Source organism: Mesorhizobium sp. M0119 (genome assembly GCF_040322615.1).
Lineage (GTDB): Bacteria > Pseudomonadota > Alphaproteobacteria > Rhizobiales > Rhizobiaceae > Mesorhizobium.
In genome coordinates this window covers 78,481-95,440 of record NZ_JAMYTU010000015.1, presented here as the reverse complement: position 1 = coordinate 95,440, position 16,960 = coordinate 78,481, and the positions used below count along the sequence as shown (strand labels likewise).

At 62.3% G+C, this 16,960-nt stretch carries 15 protein-coding genes; 12 read left to right on the top strand and 3 right to left on the bottom strand.

The annotated features are described in order from the left end of the window. Positions 1-134 precede the first annotated feature (134 nt). Positions 135-1,652: a DegQ family serine endoprotease gene (locus NKJ40_RS16550; RefSeq protein WP_352466925.1), complete on the top strand. Its 1,518-nt coding sequence runs from the start codon at positions 135-137 to the stop codon at positions 1,650-1,652. Between the two features lie 46 nt (positions 1,653-1,698). On the opposite strand, the gene NKJ40_RS16545 is transcribed toward NKJ40_RS16550, so the two are convergent. Next, the gene (locus tag NKJ40_RS16545; protein ID WP_352466924.1) at positions 1,699-2,271 is read right to left on the bottom strand and encodes a GNAT family N-acetyltransferase; all 573 of its coding nucleotides are present in this window, start codon (positions 2,269-2,271) and stop codon (positions 1,699-1,701) included. Then, the gene (serB, locus tag NKJ40_RS16540; protein ID WP_352466923.1) at positions 2,268-3,155 is read right to left on the bottom strand and encodes a phosphoserine phosphatase SerB; all 888 of its coding nucleotides are present in this window, start codon (positions 3,153-3,155) and stop codon (positions 2,268-2,270) included. The genes NKJ40_RS16545 and serB overlap by 4 nt, the downstream gene beginning before the upstream one ends. On the opposite strand from serB, the gene miaA reads away from it, so the two are divergent. The 3 genes from miaA to NKJ40_RS16525 all read left to right on the top strand — a co-directional run bounded on the left by miaA (position 3,145) and on the right by NKJ40_RS16525 (position 5,528). Beyond that, positions 3,145-4,113 carry a tRNA (adenosine(37)-N6)-dimethylallyltransferase MiaA gene (miaA, locus tag NKJ40_RS16535; protein WP_352466952.1) on the top strand — a complete coding sequence of 323 codons (969 nt, stop codon included), beginning with the start codon at positions 3,145-3,147 and terminating at the stop codon, positions 4,111-4,113. The genes serB and miaA overlap by 11 nt on opposite strands. A gap of 104 nt (positions 4,114-4,217) precedes the next feature. Beyond that, positions 4,218-5,012: a GGDEF domain-containing protein gene (locus NKJ40_RS16530; protein WP_023676688.1), complete on the top strand. Its 795-nt coding sequence runs from the start codon at positions 4,218-4,220 to the stop codon at positions 5,010-5,012. Between the two features lie 129 nt (positions 5,013-5,141). Then, on the top strand, positions 5,142-5,528 hold the full coding sequence (locus NKJ40_RS16525) for an ester cyclase (protein WP_352466922.1): 387 nt from the start codon (positions 5,142-5,144) through the stop codon (positions 5,526-5,528). 43 nt (positions 5,529-5,571) lie between these two features. On the opposite strand, the gene NKJ40_RS16520 is transcribed toward NKJ40_RS16525, so the two are convergent. Then, positions 5,572-7,401, bottom strand: a complete 1,830-nt coding sequence (locus NKJ40_RS16520; RefSeq protein ID WP_352466921.1) for an ATP-binding protein — start codon at positions 7,399-7,401, stop codon at positions 5,572-5,574. 151 nt (positions 7,402-7,552) lie between these two features. Here NKJ40_RS16520 and NKJ40_RS16515 point away from each other — a divergent pair, with 151 nt between their 5' ends. The 8 genes from NKJ40_RS16515 (at position 7,553) to NKJ40_RS16480 (ending at position 16,922) form a co-directional block, all read left to right on the top strand. Then, positions 7,553-8,119 carry a helix-turn-helix domain-containing protein gene (locus NKJ40_RS16515; protein ID WP_352466920.1) on the top strand — a complete coding sequence of 189 codons (567 nt, stop codon included), beginning with the start codon at positions 7,553-7,555 and terminating at the stop codon, positions 8,117-8,119. Position 8,120: 1 nt separating this feature from the next. Beyond that, positions 8,121-8,432, top strand: coding sequence for a hypothetical protein (locus tag NKJ40_RS16510; RefSeq protein WP_352466919.1), 312 nt, complete (start codon positions 8,121-8,123; stop codon positions 8,430-8,432). A 22-nt stretch (positions 8,433-8,454) separates the two neighbouring features. Continuing rightward, the gene (locus NKJ40_RS16505) at positions 8,455-8,979 is read left to right on the top strand and encodes a GNAT family N-acetyltransferase (RefSeq protein WP_352466918.1); all 525 of its coding nucleotides are present in this window, start codon (positions 8,455-8,457) and stop codon (positions 8,977-8,979) included. A 231-nt stretch (positions 8,980-9,210) separates the two neighbouring features. Further along, the gene (locus NKJ40_RS16500; RefSeq protein ID WP_352466917.1) at positions 9,211-10,992 is read left to right on the top strand and encodes an acetolactate synthase 3 large subunit; all 1,782 of its coding nucleotides are present in this window, start codon (positions 9,211-9,213) and stop codon (positions 10,990-10,992) included. A 66-nt stretch (positions 10,993-11,058) separates the two neighbouring features. Beyond that, positions 11,059-11,631: an acetolactate synthase small subunit gene (gene ilvN / locus NKJ40_RS16495; RefSeq protein ID WP_023676680.1), complete on the top strand. Its 573-nt coding sequence runs from the start codon at positions 11,059-11,061 to the stop codon at positions 11,629-11,631. Positions 11,632-11,751: 120 nt separating this feature from the next. Next, a complete protein-coding gene (locus tag NKJ40_RS16490) occupies positions 11,752-12,348 on the top strand; it encodes a LysE family translocator (protein ID WP_352466916.1) in 597 nt (198 codons plus the stop codon). A 168-nt stretch (positions 12,349-12,516) separates the two neighbouring features. Continuing rightward, on the top strand, positions 12,517-13,767 hold the full coding sequence (locus NKJ40_RS16485) for an efflux RND transporter periplasmic adaptor subunit (RefSeq protein ID WP_352466915.1): 1,251 nt from the start codon (positions 12,517-12,519) through the stop codon (positions 13,765-13,767). Continuing rightward, complete coding sequence (locus tag NKJ40_RS16480) at positions 13,764-16,922, top strand: efflux RND transporter permease subunit (protein WP_352466914.1); 3,159 nt, start codon at positions 13,764-13,766, stop codon at positions 16,920-16,922. Before NKJ40_RS16485 ends, NKJ40_RS16480 begins: the two co-directional genes overlap by 4 nt. Positions 16,923-16,960: the final 38 nt, after the last annotated feature.

Here is a 16,960-nt window from a genome sequence, read left to right as displayed (position 1 = left end):
AGGGGAAGCCGGCGTAACGGAGGATTTATCCTCTGGCGGTAGCCGTAGCCGCAAACGTGCCTTATTTCTTGCCAACATGACGCGACGCGGCGTTTTTGCCGAAGCGCTTTTTTAGAACACCCGGAGGCCTTTCGATGACATCCACCACCCTTCTGCGTGCAGCGAGGCGGACGTTCATTGCCGGGGCCGCTGCGCTTCTGGTCGGCGCCGTTGCCGTTCCGTCTTTCGTGACGCCGACAGTGGCAGCCGACGGGCCGCCCTCGGTTGCCGATCTCGCCGCCGGCCTGCTCGGCGCGGTGGTCAACATCTCGACGTCGCAGACGGTGAAGGGCACTGAGGGACCGGGCGCGGTGCCGATGCCGCAGCTTCCAGAAGGCTCACCCTTCCAGGACTTCTTCGACGATTTCTTCAAGAACCGTGGCGGCGACAAGGGCGGCGGCGGACAAAAGGTTCAGTCGCTGGGCTCCGGCTTTGTGGTCGACGCCGAGCAGGGCATCGTGGTGACCAACAACCACGTCATAGCCGATGCCGACGACATCGAGGTGAATTTCTCCGACGGGGTGACGCTCAAGGCGACGCTGGTCGGCACCGATACCAAGACCGACGTCGCGGTGCTGAAGGTCGATCCGAAAGGGCACAAGCTGACGGCCGTGAAGTTCGGCGATTCCAACACGATGCGTGTCGGCGACTGGGTGATGGCGATCGGCAATCCGTTCGGTCTCGGCGGCACGGTGACGGTCGGCATCGTCTCGGCGCGCAATCGCGACATCAATTCCGGCCCGTATGACGACTTCATCCAGACCGATGCCGCGATCAACCGCGGCAATTCCGGTGGACCGCTGTTCAACAGCAGCGGCGAGGTCATCGGCATCAACACGGCAATCATCTCGCCGTCGGGCGGCTCGATCGGCATCGGCTTCTCGATCCCGTCGCAGCTTGCATCGGGCGTCGTCGACCAGCTTCGCCAGTTCGGCGAGACGCGGCGCGGCTGGCTCGGCGTGCGCATCCAGCCGGTGACCGACGACATTGCTGAAAGCCTGGGCATGGCGACCGCCAAGGGCGCGCTGGTTGCCGGCGTCATCAAGGGCGGGCCGGTCGACAACGGCACAATCCAGGCCGGCGACGTGATCACCAAGTTCGACGGCAAGGACATCCACGAAATGCGCGACCTGCCACGCGTCGTGGCGGAGAGCCCGGTCGGCAAGGCGGTCGACGTGATCATCGTGCGCAAGGGCGTCGAGCAGACGGTCAAGGTGACGCTCGGCCGGCTCGAGGACGGCGAAAAGCTTGCCAGCGGCGGTGAAAACGGCAACACCGACCAGGACGATGCCGACAAGGCGCCTGCCGTTTCGACGGCTGCCGTGCTTGGCATGACGATCGGCGAGCTCAACGACGAGACGCGCACGAAATTCGGCATCGCCGCCGACATCTCCGGCGTCGTCGTGACCGACGTCTCAAAGGATTCGGCGGCGGCCGAACGCGGCATCCAGCCGGGCGAGGTGATCACCGAGATCGCGCAGGAATCGGTCGCGACGCCCAAGGACGTCATGGACCGGATCGGCGCGCTGAAGGAGCAAGGGCGCAAGAACGCGCTTTTGATGCTGGCGTCGAAGACCGGCGAGCTGAGGTTTGTGACAATCCGGATGGATTGAGTCCGGAAGAGCCTGCAACACTCTGATCTTGAAAAGAAAAGCGCGGCTAGCGGGCCGCCCTTTTTCTTGCATGCCAGTCCGTGCGTGACAGCCTGTAGAAGACATGTCGCCTGAGTGCGGTGTGGCTGTCCGGAACGCCGGGATGGTCGAAGTCGGAGGCAGGGTCGGCGGTCATGCCGATACGCTCCATAACGGCGATGGACCGGCGATTGCCCTCGACAGCGAAGGATACGATCTCCTTGAGGCCGAGCGCTTCGAAGCCATGGGCGAGCCAGGCCTCGGCCGCCTCGGTGACATAGGCTTTGCCCCAGAATTCGGGTGCCAACCGCCAGCCAATCTCGATCGTGCCGGGCGGCAGGAATGGCAAATGATCAGTTCCGGTTATGCCGACGAAGCCAATGCATTCACCGGTGGCGGCGATCTCGGCGGCTGCGAAGCCGAAGCCATTACCGTCTATGGCGTTCCGCAATTCATCCATCTTGGCGTCCGACTGGGCGCGGTCGCGGCGAAACGGAAAGAATTCCATGACGCGCTCGTCGGAATTGATGCGATGGAAGAGCTCGCGGTCACGATCTTCCCAGTTGCGCAGGATCAGGCGCTCGGTGCGGATCGGCGTCATTCGACAAATTCTTCCCAGCGATAACCCTGCAGATAGAGCAAGGCGGTGAGGTCGCCGTGGTCGATGCGGATCTTTGCCTCAGCCGCCACGGCCGGCTTGGCGTGCAAGGCGACGCCGATGCCGGCAAGACGGATCATGTCGAGATCGTTGGCGCCGTCACCGACGGCAATGGCATCGGCAGGCGTCAGGCCGAGGCGGGCGGAAATCTCGATAAGGGCTTCGGCCTTGGCGGCGCGGCCGAGGATCGGCTCGGCGACCAAGCCGGTGAAGCGGCGATCCTGCTCGATCAGCCGGTTGGCGCGATTTTCGTGAAAACCGAGCAATGCTGCGATGCGGGTAGTGAAGATGTCGAAACCACCGGAGATCAGCGCCGTCCAGGCGCCGTTGGCCGCCATTGTCCGGACGAGCGTGCGACCGCCGGAGGCAAGCGTCAGGCGATTGTCGATGATACGGTCGATGATTGCGGCATCGAGACCTTTGAGCAGCGCCACGCGCTCGCGCAAGGCCGGCTCGAATGCGATCTCACCGTTCATCGATCGCGCCGTGATGGCGGCGACGCGATCCTTGACGCCGATCTCGTCGGCAAGCTCGTCGATGCATTCCTGGTCGATCATCGTCGAATCCATGTCGGCGATCAGGACCTTCTTGCGCCTGTTCTCAGCCGGTTGGACGGCCACGTCGATGGGTTCGGAAGCAAGCGCGGCATGCAGGCGCGCCGCCATTTCGGAAGCTTCGGCGGTCTCCGGCAAATCGAGCTCGCAGGCGATGCCTTCGGCCAGCCAGCGAACAGCGCTTGCGCCGACCGAACGCGAGGCCATATTCGCTAGCGTCGGCGTCAATGCGCGGCCGGCGGGATGGGATAGCAGCGTGGCGATCAGCGGCATCGAAAATTCCAGCGGGCAGGCGGGCGAAGGTCGCGTGAAGAACGCGATCCTGATAGCCGGGCCGACCGCCAGCGGCAAGTCGGCGCTCGCACTCGACCTCGCCGAGCGCAATGGCGGTGTCATTGTCAACACCGATTCCATGCAAGGCTATTCGGTGCTCGACGTGCTGACGGCGCGGCCTGGTCCTGCCGAACTCGCCCGCGTCCCCCACTTTCTTTATGGACACGTCGATCCGTCCACCGCCTATTCCACCGGCGCCTGGTTCCGTGATGTCATGAAGCTGATCGACGACGGCACGCTTTCGGAGCGGCAAGTGATTTTCGTTGGCGGTACCGGGCTGTATTTCCGGGCGCTCACGGAAGGTATCTCGGAGATGCCCGACATTCCGAAGTCGATCCGTGATCGCTGGCGCTACGAGCTCCAGGAACAGGGCGCGGTGAGATTGCACCGCATCCTGTTGCGCGAGGATTCTGCGGCCGGCATGATGCTGAGGCCGACGGATGGCCAGCGCATCGTGCGGGCGCTGGAGGTGCTCGACGCGTCGGGCCGTTCCATCCTGGACTGGCAGGCCGCGCGTGGCCAGCCGTTGATCGACAGGAGCAGTGCGCGCTTTTTCGTCATCGAGCCGGAGCGAGCGGCGCTGGTAGAGCGGATCGATGCCCGCTTCGACCGCATGCTGGACAAGGGAGCACTGGACGAGGTGAAACAGCTTTCAGCGCTCGTCCTCGATCCCGACCTGCCGGCGATGAAAGCAATCGGTGTTCGCGAGCTTCAGGCCGCGCTGGCCGGCGCCATCAGTTTTCCCGAGGCTATCGAGCGCGCGAAGATCGCGACTCGGCAATATGCCAAACGGCAGGCTACCTGGTTCAGGCACCAATTGGGCCCGGAATGGCAGAGATTGCGCCCAGGTGACGGGATCGACTCGATGATCTCACCCCCTCCTTGGAGCGCAACCTGACAAGTCGACGTCGAAGCGACATTTCGCGTTGAAGTTGTCCAGGTTAACTGTCCGTAAGCTCCCGCATGCCATAAAATCGATAGGAACTTTCCAACGGGGAGCAGATGCGTTTCCACAAGGCGGAATCGGCCTTTTTCGTCTTTATTTTTGTGATCCTGGCCGCCGGCCTGGTGACGCTTTACGCCTATGGGCTCCTGCAAACCCTGGCGGCCGACATTAGCAATACGCCTTCGGAACTCGATGAAATCGTCTATCTCAACAAGCTGCTGTTTGCGACCGGCGTGCTGCTGGCGACTGCGCTGTTCTTCGGCATTTTCTTCATCTATCCGCTGATCCGAAAGCAGGCGACGGAAGAAGGCAAGCTGCGCGCCATGACCGTTTCGCTCAGCGCGCGTTCGGAGACGCTGGAGCATGCGGCGCTCACCGACAGCCTCACCGGCATGCAGAACCGGCGCTACTTCGACGATGCGCTGAAGGAATATCTCGAAGAGTTCCGTCGCATCGAGAAACCAGTAGGGCTGATGATCCTCGACCTCGACCATTTCAAGCAGGTCAACGACAGCCACGGCCACGATGTCGGCGACGAGGTGTTGCGGGCCGTCGCCAACTGTCTCAAGGACATGACACGCTATCACGACGTCGTGGCGCGCCTGGGCGGCGAGGAGTTCGCGGTGGTCACGCCCAATATGGACGCCGAGCTACTATCCAAATTCGCCGAGCGCATCCGCAAGGCGATCGCCAACATGTCGGTGCTGACAGGCAATGTCCGACTGAAAATCACCACCAGCGTCGGGCTTGCCGTCTGGGATCGCAAGGAAACCGCCGAGGAGTTCTATCGCCGCGCTGACCGCCAGCTCTATGAGGCAAAGAGGCAAGGGCGCAACCGCGTCTGCGCCTGAAATCCCGTCATTGAATTCGATGCTGGCCGTCTGGTATCGTTTTCTGCGTTTCCGGTGCACGCAGACCGATGTCACCCAGTCAAGCTGAGATGCTGCCTTTGCGGGGCTTGCCGGGAATAGAGGTGTTCCGTGACTATATCCGATCTCTCCGATCTTTACCGGGGCTATATTGCATGCCTGAACAAGCAGGATTGGCCAAATCTGGGGCGGTTTGTCCATGATGAAGTGACCCACAACGGTCGCAAGCTCGGATTGTCCGGCTATCTCGAAATGTTGGTGAGAGACTTCGACGAAATTCCGGACCTTTACTTCGACATTCAGCTATTGGTTGCCGATCCGCCTTATATAGCGAGCCGGCTAAGCTTCGACTGCGCTCCAAGGGGAACGTTCCTTGGGCTCGATGTAAGCGGGAAGAGAATTTCGTTTGCCGAGAACGTATTCTATGAGTTTCAGAGAGAGAAAATTCGCCAGGTGTGGTCAGTTATAGACAGGGCAGCCATCGAAGCTCAGCTTTGATACCTGCGGCCGCACCGATGAGGTCTGCCTAAAGTCGCCCGACTTATTCGTTTTGCGGGCGTAGCCCGAAGGTCGCCGGCTTGAGGCCGTAGCGTAAGTCGAAATCGTCGTTCCGCTGGGTGCGTGCGGCCGGCGGTTTGCGATAGTCCGAATCGCCGGCCTGCCGGCCCGGATCGACGACTTCCGCGAACGCCATTGCCTGTTGCGGTCTAGGCACATTGCGCAGCCGTTCGACGATCGCCACGAGGTCGACTTCGTTGCCGGTTTCGGACGGCAAGGCGTCCTCGCGCTTGGCCGTGCCGGGGATCAAATCCTCGGAGAGCTTTTCAAACTTCATCCGCATCGTCGTCGCCACGCCTTCCCCAAAGGCGATAGCCTCGCGCTGGCCCATGGAAGATAGGAACGCCAGCGTCGAAGCCGAGGAATCGGCGATCGCCGACCGGATGATCGCCTGGTCCTGCTCGTTGGCGAGCCGCATGGCAAAGAACGTCGAGCACTGCGACAGGATGGTCGGGTCGAGCTCGCCCGGGCGCTGGGTGACGACACCGAGATAACAGCCATATTTGCGGCCTTCCTTGGCGATGCGTGACAGCGCGTGCCGCGTCGGCGCGAAACCGAGGCGCGGATCGGCCGGCACATAGCGATGCGCTTCCTCGCACAGGAAGAGCAGCCGCAGGCGGCCTTCGCTCCACAACGCCAGGTCGAAGGCCAGCCGCGCCAGCACCGAGCATACGGAATTGACCACCTCGGATGGCATGCCGGCCATTTCGAAGCAGGTCACCGGGCGGCCGTGATGCGGCACGCGGAAGATGTTGCCGATCGTCTCGTGGATAGTGTCCTCGATCAGGCGTGAGTTGAACATGAACCGGTAGCGCGGATCGGATGCCGCCGATTCGATACGTGTCTTCAGTGACCTGAGGGTCGGGCGATCGTTCTTGCTTTCCAGCAATCCCATGCGCTCGTCGACCAGCTTGATGAGGTCGGCAATGCGATAGGGCACCGGCGCGTCGGCGGTCAGCGCGTCGGTGCTGCGCCGTAGGTAGTTGCCGGAGTTCGGATTGCGGTAGAGGTTCTTGGCCGCGGGAATGAGATCGCGTAAGGCGTCGACCTCTTCCGGGACCGTCTCGCGGCCGCGAAACAGCACCTCGGCAAATTCTTCGAGCTTGAACATCCAGAAGGGCAGGTCGAGGGTCGTCGAATCGACCCTGACGCAATATTCGGGCAACGACGCGGCGAACTCGTTGTGTGGATCGAGGATGAGCACGCGCAGGTCTGGCCGGGCGGCGATCGACTTGCGCAAGAGCAGCGACACGGCAGTCGATTTGCCGACCCCGGTGGTGCCGACAATGGCGAAATGCCGCGCCAGCGTATCGTCGATGGCGATATTGGCGTCGATGGCCTCGTCCTGCGACAGCGTGCCGATGGTGATCGAATCACGACCGGCGAGATCGTAGACGGCCTGCAGATCGCGGCTGCGGATACGATGGGCAATGGCGCCGATATGCGGATAGGTCGTGATGCCACGGTCGAAGACCGGCTTTGCGCCGGGTTCGGCACCATCGCGCACCTCGCCGATCAATTCGATGCTGACCTCGATCGGATTCTGGCCCTCGCTGCTCCAGGCACGATCCGACTTGCCGATTTCGTAGACCAGGCCGACGGTTCGTGATGTACCGAGATTGATCGAGATCATCTTGCCGACGCTCCACAGGCCGGTGACCGTGCCTTCGATATCGTCGGCATAAGCGCTGATGGTGGCGCGCGCGCCATCACATTGCACGACATTGCCCAGAATCCGCTTGTCGTTCTGCTCCGCCCTGCGGCGCTCCAGCAAAGACGGTTCTCCAATGGAGGCTTCGCGTTCAACGAGCATGGACAGGCCGGTCCCCTTTTCCCAAGCGATGAGCCTAGGCGAACGGGGTTAAGGTGGGATGAGGCCGGATGGTTTAACGGACATTAAGGAGTTTGCGAAAACTGGACGAAACGGCCGTTGCTCGAGCGCGGAATTTCGCTATATTGGATCAATGGATGATATAGCGAACGATATATCCTCGACTATCGGCAGAAGGATACACGCCGAAAGGGTGGCTCGCAGCTGGTCCCTGGCGGAATTGGCGGAGCGGTCCGATGTCTCGAAAGCCATGCTGAGCACGGTAGAGCGCGGCATGACGAGCCCGACGGCGGCACTTCTTGTGCGCATTGCGGCCGCTTTCGGCATGACGCTTTCCACTTTGATCGCAAGGGCGGAATTGCAGGGCGGCGGTCTGCTTCGCGAACGTGACCAGCCGGTCTGGCGCGATCCGGCTACGGGTTATGTGCGGCGGCACCTTTCGCCGGTTTCGGATATGCCGCTCGAACTGATCCGGGTCCAACTGCCGGCGGGCGCCAAGGTAAGTTTCCCGGCGGCGTCCTATGCCTTCATCAGGCAACAGATCTGGCTGATCTCCGGGCGGCTGGAATTCACCGAGGGCGACATCGTTCACAGGCTCGAACCCGGCGACTGCCTGGCGCTCGGCGCGCCATCCGATTGCGTCTTCCACGCTCCGGGGCCGGACGCCGCCGACTATCTGGTTGCGTTGGCCAGGAGCTGAGGTGAAGGCGCGCCGTCCGAAACGCTCTGACAATGGTGGTCCGCCGCTCGACGACTATGACGGTCCGCCCTGGGGCAAGGGCGACCCCTATATCTTTCTTGCATGGCGGACCGCCCATGCCCAGGCATGGAAAGTGCCGAGCCGCGAGATCATGCTGATGCGGCTGGACAAGGCCGAGCGGCTGGGCCTGACCTACGAGGAATACACGCTCGAACTGCTGGAACGCGGGCGACGTCTGCAAGAGGAAGACGCCGAGCGCATCGCGGAAATCCGCCGGGCCAGGAAGCGGAAGCGATCCAGTCATTTCGACTGACGGGCGGCGAAGGGGAAACCACATGAGTTCGATCGAAATCAGGCCACTCAGCAATACTGACGGAACGCAAAAAATGCTGGTCGATTTGCTGATCGGGACAGTCGCCGCCGGCGGCTCGGTCAGCTTTATGCATCCGCTGGCGCCGGAGATAGCCGCAGCCTTCTGGAGCAAGTCGCTTCAGGCGGCCGCCAGAGGCGAAAGGGTGGTGCTGCCTGCCTGGAACCGCGAGGCTCTGGTCGGCACCGTCACCTTGCTGCTCGACTGCCCTCCCAACCAGCCGCACCGGGCCGAGATCGCCAAGCTGATGACCCGCCTCGATTATCGCGGCAAGGGCATCGCAACCCGCCTGATGGAGGAGGCGGAAGCTGTTGCCGTGGAGAAAGGCCGCACGCTGTTGGTCCTGGATACTGCAAAAGAGGAGGGGGCTTCCGGCCTCTATGAAAAGCTCGGCTTCGCGCTGGCCGGCGAAATACCGGATTATGCGCTGAAGCCGCATGGCGGGCTGACAGGCACCCTCATCTACTGGAAACGCATCGGTTCAGCCTGATCCGGCCCGTGCACATTCGCCGTTGACAGCGGCGTCAAACCAATTCTATTGTCCGCCACCATGAAAAAGGCACTCATTCTCGTAGGAAAGCGCGTGGGCAAGGCGGTGTAACCGCCAGGCGATGACCTCCCATGCGCAAGACACAGGCTCCCTCGGGGGCCTTTTTTATTGCCCGAAACACGACTAAACGACCAGCAATCGCCCGATGGCGAACAGTACGGGACCAGACCGATGAGCAGTGGACAGAATGAGCGGCGCGAAATGACAGGCGCCGAAATGGTGGTGCAGGCGCTGAAGGACAACGGCGTCAAGCATGTTTTCGGCTATCCGGGCGGCGCGGTTCTGCCAATCTACGATGAAATCTTCCAGCAGGACGAGGTCGAGCACATCCTCGTCCGCCATGAGCAGGGCGCGGGCCATGCGGCGGAAGGCTATGCGCGCTCGACCGGCAAGGCCGGCGTCATGCTGGTGACCTCAGGGCCGGGCGCCACCAATGCGGTGACGCCATTGCAGGACGCGCTGATGGATTCGATCCCGCTGGTCTGCCTGACCGGCCAGGTGCCGACTTCGCTGATCGGCTCGGATGCGTTCCAGGAGTGCGACACGGTCGGCATCACGCGGCCCTGCACCAAGCACAACTGGCTGGTGAAGGACGTCAACGAGCTCGCGGCAACGATCCACGAGGCCTTCCATGTGGCAACCACAGGCCGCCCCGGTCCGGTCGTCGTCGACATCCCGAAGGACGTGCAGTTCGCCAAGGGCATCTATGTCCCGCCGCAGACGGCGCCGCGCACCAGCTACCAACCGAAGGTCCAGGGCGATCTGGAAAAGATCAAGGCGGCGGTCGAGCTGATGGCCGGCGCCAGGAAGCCGATCATCTATTCGGGCGGCGGCGTCATCAATTCCGGCCCGGAGGCGAGCCATCTGCTGCGCGAGCTGGTCGACCTGACCGGCTTTCCGATCACCTCGACGCTGATGGGTCTTGGCGCCTATCCGGCCTCGGGCAAGAACTGGATGGGCATGCTCGGCATGCACGGCACCTATGAAGCGAACATGGCGATGCACGATTGCGACGTCATGCTCTGCATCGGCGCGCGCTTCGACGACCGCATCACCGGGCGGCTGACGGCGTTTTCGCCGAATTCGAAGAAGATCCACATCGACATCGACCCGTCGTCGATCAACAAGAACGTCCACACCGACGTGCCGATCATCGGCGATGTCGGTCGCGTCCTGGAAGATCTGGTGCGGCTGTGGCGGGCAACCGCCAAGGCCGACAAGAAAACGCTTCAGCCGTGGTGGGAGCAGATTGCCAAATGGCGCGCCCGCGATTCGCTCGCCTACAAGATGAACCACGAGGTGATCATGCCGCAATACGCCGTCCAGCGGCTCTATGCGCTGACCAAGAACCTCGACACCTACATCACCACCGAGGTCGGCCAGCATCAGATGTGGGCGGCGCAGCACTACCACTTCGAGAAGCCGAACCGCTGGATGACCTCCGGTGGGCTGGGCACGATGGGCTACGGCCTGCCGGCGGCACTCGGCGTGCAAATCGCGCACCCGGATGCGCTGGTCATCGATATCGCCGGCGACGCCTCGGTGCAGATGACGATGCAGGAGATGAGCGCGGCGGTGCAGCACGAGGCGCCGATCAAGATCTTCATCCTCAACAACCAGTATATGGGCATGGTGCGGCAATGGCAGCAGCTGCTGCACGGCAACCGGTTGTCGCATTCCTACACCGAGGCGATGCCGGATTTCGTCAAGCTCGCCGAAGCCTATGGCGGCCACGGCATTCGCTGCGACAAGCCGGACGAGCTCGATGATGCCATCAAGGAGATGATCGGGGTCAAGAAGCCCGTCCTGTTCGACTGCCGCGTGGCGACGCTCGCCAACTGCTTCCCGATGATCCCGTCCGGCAAGGCGCATAACGAGATGCTGTTGCCGGACGAGGCGACGGACGAAGCTGTGGCCAACGCTATCGACGCCAAGGGCAGGGAACTGGTGTAGCCTGGTTCAAGGAAGCTGTGCGAAAACAGCAGATTAGCGCAAAAGTTTGAAATCGAGATTCATGTCATGAACGCACAGTTGCAACCGACCGGCTCCGCCTATTTCATCGCCAAGGAGACGGAAAAACCAGAGAACCACACGCTTTCGGTCCTGGTCGACAACGAGCCGGGCGTGCTTGCCCGGGTCATCGGCCTGTTTTCCGGACGCGGCTACAACATCGAGAGCCTGACGGTCTCGGAAACCGAGCACGAAAAGCACCTGTCGCGCATCACCATCGTGACACGCGGCACCCCGCATGTGCTGGAGCAGATCAAGCACCAGCTCGAGCGCATCGTGCCGGTGCACCGCGTCGTCGATCTCACCGTGCGGTCGCAGGAATTCGGACAGGAGCGGCCATTGGAGCGGGAACTCGCGCTGGTCAAGGTCGCCGGCACCGGTGAAGCCCGCGTCGAGGCGCTCCGGCTCGCCGATGCATTCCGCGCCAGCGTCATCGATGCCAACACCGAGCATTTCATCTTCGAGATCACCGGCAAGGGCTCCAAGCTCGATCAGTTCATCGCCATCATGAAACCGCTCGGGCTAGTTGAAATCTGCCGTACCGGAGTGGCGGCGATGAACCGCGGCCCGCAAGGGATGTGATCGTCCGACGCTTTGCTCTATCTCGTCGCATGCAACCGATCGCATTGCCAGCCGCGCCCGGGACGGCGTTTGTCGATCCGCCGTAAGGGGCAATGGTGGTGACTTGATTGGGGGAACACCATGACATTCGACGCATTCTTCGCCTTGCTGGTCTATGCCTTCGTGACCTCGATCACGCCGGGTCCGAACAATTTCATGCTTCTGGCCTCGGGTGTGAATTTCGGCTTGGTCAAGACCGTGCCACACATGCTGGGCATCGGCTTCGGCTTCCTCGTGCTGTTGCTTGCCGTAGGCTTCGGGCTTGGCGCCGTGTTGACGGCCTTTCCGGTGCTGCATACCGGGTTGAAGATCGCCGGCGGCCTCTACCTGCTTTATCTCGCCTGGAAGATCGCCATGTCGCGCTCGCTCGGCGGCGAAGGCGAGGCGAAGGGCCAGCCGATGCGCTTCATCGAGGCCGCGGCTTTCCAGTGGGTCAATCCCAAGGCCTGGGTGATGGCGATTACAGCCATGGCCGTCAATACCAATCCGGAACGCCCGTTTGTGTCGGTGGTGCTGATCGCGGCTGCGTTCGCCGTCGTCATGCTGCCGAGCATTTCGACCTGGGCCGGTTTCGGCATGGCGCTGCGCGGTTTCCTGGCGGATGCGGTGCGGCTCAAATGGTTCAACATCGCCACGGGCGTGATGCTGGCGGCGACACTGTGGCCGATGCTGCGTTAGCTGCCGTTTTATTGTGCACTGCACATTAAATCTTCGTAATGACGGGTTTTGGCCCTTTTTCGCCTTCGGCATCCTCTATTATCTGGCAAAAGCGCGGCAATCGGCTGCGAGTTGAGCTAGACTACGGCCACCGGATAGCGGCGTGTCGGATCGAGAGGCCTTTTGTCGATGCGCGGAAAGATCGTGTTTGCGGTGATCGCTGCAGCCTGCGTTGCCGCGGCGTGGCTCTATCTTTCGCCCAGCGCAAGGAGCGGTCTTCAGCAGATGCTGTCGGCGAAGCAGACGACGGCGGCCGCGGACAAACCCGCCGCAGCGGCAAATGCCGCGCGTTCCACTTCGGTGGTTGCCGCCACCGCTTCGACGGCCGATTTCCCGGTCCGGCGCTATGCCATCGGCTTCGTGTCCTCTCCTGCCGTGGTCAGCATCAACGCACGGGTCTCGAGCCAGATCGTTGCAATCGCGGTCAAGGACGGACAGATGGTGAAGGCCGGAGACCTTCTGTTCTCGCTGGACGATCGCTCGTTGAAGGCGCAACTGGCACGCGATCAGGCGACGCTCGCGAAAGACCAGGCGCTGCTTGCCAGCGCAACGGCCGATCTTCAGCGCGCCAAAAATCTCGTCGCCAGGCAGGCCGGGACACAGCAGACCTACGATCAGGCCGTCGCGGCGCAAAAATCCGCCGCGGCCACCGTCGACGCCGACAAGGCGACGATCGATGCGGACGAGGTCCAGCTTGGCTTTGCGACGATCAAAGCGCCGATCTCCGGCAGGCTTGGTGCGGTCAGCGTCGCGGTCGGCGACCTCGTCACCACCAGCAACGGCAGCAGCACGTCGACCCCGCTGGTGACGATCACGCAGATCGACCCGCTGCAGGTGAACTTCAATCTTCCGGAAAGCGATCTTGCCTTGCTGCACAAAGCGCTGGCAGCGCCGCAGCAAGGTGCGGTGACGCTGACCAAGGACGGCGACCCGAAGCCGATCGGCAAGGGAACGCTGGATTTCGTCGATTCCAGCGTGGACACGGCCTCTGGCACGATCGCAACGCGGGCCAGCGTGCCCAACGCCGATCTTTCACTGTGGCCGGGCCAATATGTCAATGTCGTGCTCGATGCCGGCATCATGCCACAAATGACGTCCGTTCCGACGGTCGCCGTCCAGCCCAGCCAGAAGGGCCCCTTCGTCTATGTGATCAAGCCGGATAGCACGGTGGAGATGCGGCCCGTGCAGGTTGCGCTGACAGAAGGCGCCAACACCGCGATTAGTCAGGGTTTGAAAAGCGGCGAGCGTGTCGTCGTCGAGGGCCAGACCAAGCTGAAAAACGGCGCGGCGGTGCGCGAAGGCAAGGCTTCGACCGGCACCGGCGATCAGGCGGCTCCGAAGGTTGCCGAGGCTGACCGGACGGGCGGAACACAGCCATGATTTCCGAATTCTGCATCCGCAGGCCCGTCGCCACGCTGCTCATGTCGTTCGCCCTGGTTCTGGGCGGGCTATTTGCTTACAAATTCCTGCCGGTCGCGGCGCTGCCAAGCGCGGAATTTCCGGTTGTCAACGTCTCGGCCTCGCTGCCTGGAGCCTCGCCGGAAACCATGGCGACCTCGGTAGCAACGCCTCTGATCAAGCAGTTTTCCACTATCGCAGGCATCGATTCGATCTCGACGACCAACTCGCTCGGCTCGACCTCGATCGCCATTCAGTTCGTGCTCAACCGCGACATCGATGCAGCCGCCGCCGACGTGCAGGCGGCGATCGCACGCACGCAGCGACAATTGCCGCCGGAGATGACCAGCCCGCCGAGCTACCGCAAGGTCAATCCAGCCGACGCGCCGATCCTGCTGATGTCGCTTGTCAGCGACACCATTCCGCTGACCGATCTCAATGCGTTTGCCGAGAATGTGATTTCGCCATCGCTGTCGACGATCGACGGCGTTGCGCAGGTTTCGATCTACGGCCAGCAGAAATATGCCGTGCGCGTCCAGATCGATCCGACGGCGCTCGCCGCACGCGGCATTTCGATCGACCAGCTGCAAACGGCCATTGCCTCGGCCAACAGCAACACGCCGCTCGGTGTGCTCAAGAACAACAAACAGCAGCTGACCATTACCGCGAACACGCAGCTCACCAATGCGGCGGGGTTCTCCAACATCATCATCGCCACCAAGAACGGCCATCCGGTGCGGCTCGGCGAGGTGACCCGCGTCATCGATTCGGTCGAGACCACGACGACGGCAAGCTGGTATGACGGCACCCGCGCCATCATCATGGCCGTGCAGCGCCAGCCGGATGCCAACACCGTCGACGTCGTCGACCGCGTCAAGGCGATGCTGCCTTCCTTCGAGGGTCAGATGCCGGCAGCGGCGAGCATCCAGTTGCTCAACGACCGCTCGACGTCGATCCGCGAGGCGGTCGACGACGTGCAGTTCACGCTGCTGCTCACCATCGCGCTCGTGGTGATGGTGATCTTCCTGTTCCTGCGCCGGGTGACGGCGACGGTCATCCCGGCAGTGGCAGTACCGATTTCGCTCATCGCCACGCTGGGCGTGATGTACCTGTTCGGGTTTTCCATCGACAACGTCTCATTGATGGGGCTGACGCTGGCGGTCGGCCTTGTCGTCGACGATGCCATCGTCATGCTGGAAAATATTTTCCGCCATATGGAGGAGGACGGGCTCTCGGCCCTCGAAGCGTCGCTCAAGGGCGCCCGCGAAATCGGCTTCACCATCATCTCGATCTCGATCTCGCTGGTCGCCGTGTTCATTCCGGTGCTTTTGATGGGCGGCGTGATCGGGCGCATCTTCAACGAATTCGCAGTGGTGGTGACGGTCGCCATCCTGGCATCGATGTTCGTCTCGCTGACGTTGACGCCGATGCTGTGCTCGCGGCTGTTGTCACTATCGAAAGCCGAGCAGAAGGCAGCGCATGGCGAGGACCATAGGCAAAACGTCTTCATGCGGGGCTATGACCGGCTGCTGACATTCTGCCTGCGCCACAATTTCCTTGTCTTCCTTGTCTTCCTCGTGACCGCCGGGCTGTCGGTGTGGCTGATCCAGATCTCGCCGAAGGGTTTTTTCCCGCAGGAGGATATCGGCCAGGTCTCGGTGACGACCATTGCGCGCCAGGACATTTCGTTTGACGCGATGGTGAAGCTTCAGGGGCAAGTGGCGGATGTCTTCACCCATTCGCCCTACGTCGCCCATGTCGGCTGGTCGGCGGGCAGTGGAAACAATGCGCTCAACCAGGGCCAGCTGTTTGTGCAGCTGAAAGACAAGGACCAGCGACCGAACATCGACAAGGTACTTTCGGATCTGCGGCGCCAGCTTGCCAATGTGTCCGGCATCGAAACCTACATGCAACCGGTGCAGAATCTGCGGCTCGGCGCCCGCTCTTCGGCGAGTGCCTACCAGCTTGCCGTGCAGGGCCTCGATACCGGCCTGACGAACGTCTGGGCGCAGAAGCTGACGGACGCAATGGCTGCCGATCATGCCGCCTTCACCGACGTCACCAATGATCTGCAGAACAACGCCTTGCAGGCGACGCTGGTGATCGACCGCGACAAGGCAGCGACGCTCGGCGTCGATACCGACACGTTGCGCTCCAGCCTCTATGGCGGTTTCGGCACCCAGCAGGTGTCGACCATCTTCGGTTCGGCCGACAGCTATAAAGTGGTCATGGAGCTCGACCCGAAGATCGAGTGGTCGCCCGAACGGATGCTGGCGATTAAAGTAAGGACGGTCAGCGGCAGTCTGGTACCGCTTGGCGCCTTCGCCCGCGTCGATCGGACCGCCGGTGCTTTGACCGTCAACCAGCTCGGCCAGCTCCCGGCAGTGACCATCTCCTACAATCTGCCGCGGGGCGTGGCCCTCGGTGACAGCGTGAGCCACATCAATGCGCTGAAGGAAAAGATCGGCATACCGCCGACGATCTCGACCACTTTCTCGGGCACGGCGAAGACCTTCCAGGATTCGCTTTCCAACCAGGGGCTGCTGATCGGTGGCGCGATCCTGACCATCTATATCGTTCTCGGCATGCTCTATGAGAGCTTCATCCATCCGCTTACCATCCTGACCGGGCTTCCGTCGGCGGTACTTGGGGCGCTGGTGGCACTGCGGCTGGCGGGGATGGATTTGTCGGTGATAGCGGTGATCGGCATCCTGATGCTGATCGGCATCGTTAAGAAGAACGGCATCATGATGATCGACGTGGCGCTCGAGCTCAGGCGCGAGGGGATGTCGCCTGTCGAATCCATCCACAAGGCCTGCCTGATGCGCTTCCGGCCGATCATGATGACCACGCTTGCCGCGCTGATGGGCACCATCCCGATCGCGCTCGGCACCGGCGCCAGCGCGGAATTGCGCCAGCCTCTCGGCGTGGCGGTGGTCGGCGGTCTTGTCGCCTCGCAGGCACTGACGCTGTTCGTCACGCCCGTCATCTACGTCTACATGGAGCATTTTTCCGGCTGGCTCGTCAGCGTATGGGCGGGGCGCCGGGGCGAGCCGAGCCCGGTCGAGGCGTTCGACCAGCCGTCACTGTTCGACGACGAGGAAGAACCGGTGCCGCAGAAGGCGGCAGCCGAATAGCGCTGGCCCAAGCCGTGGTGCTTGCGGCCGGAGGTCCG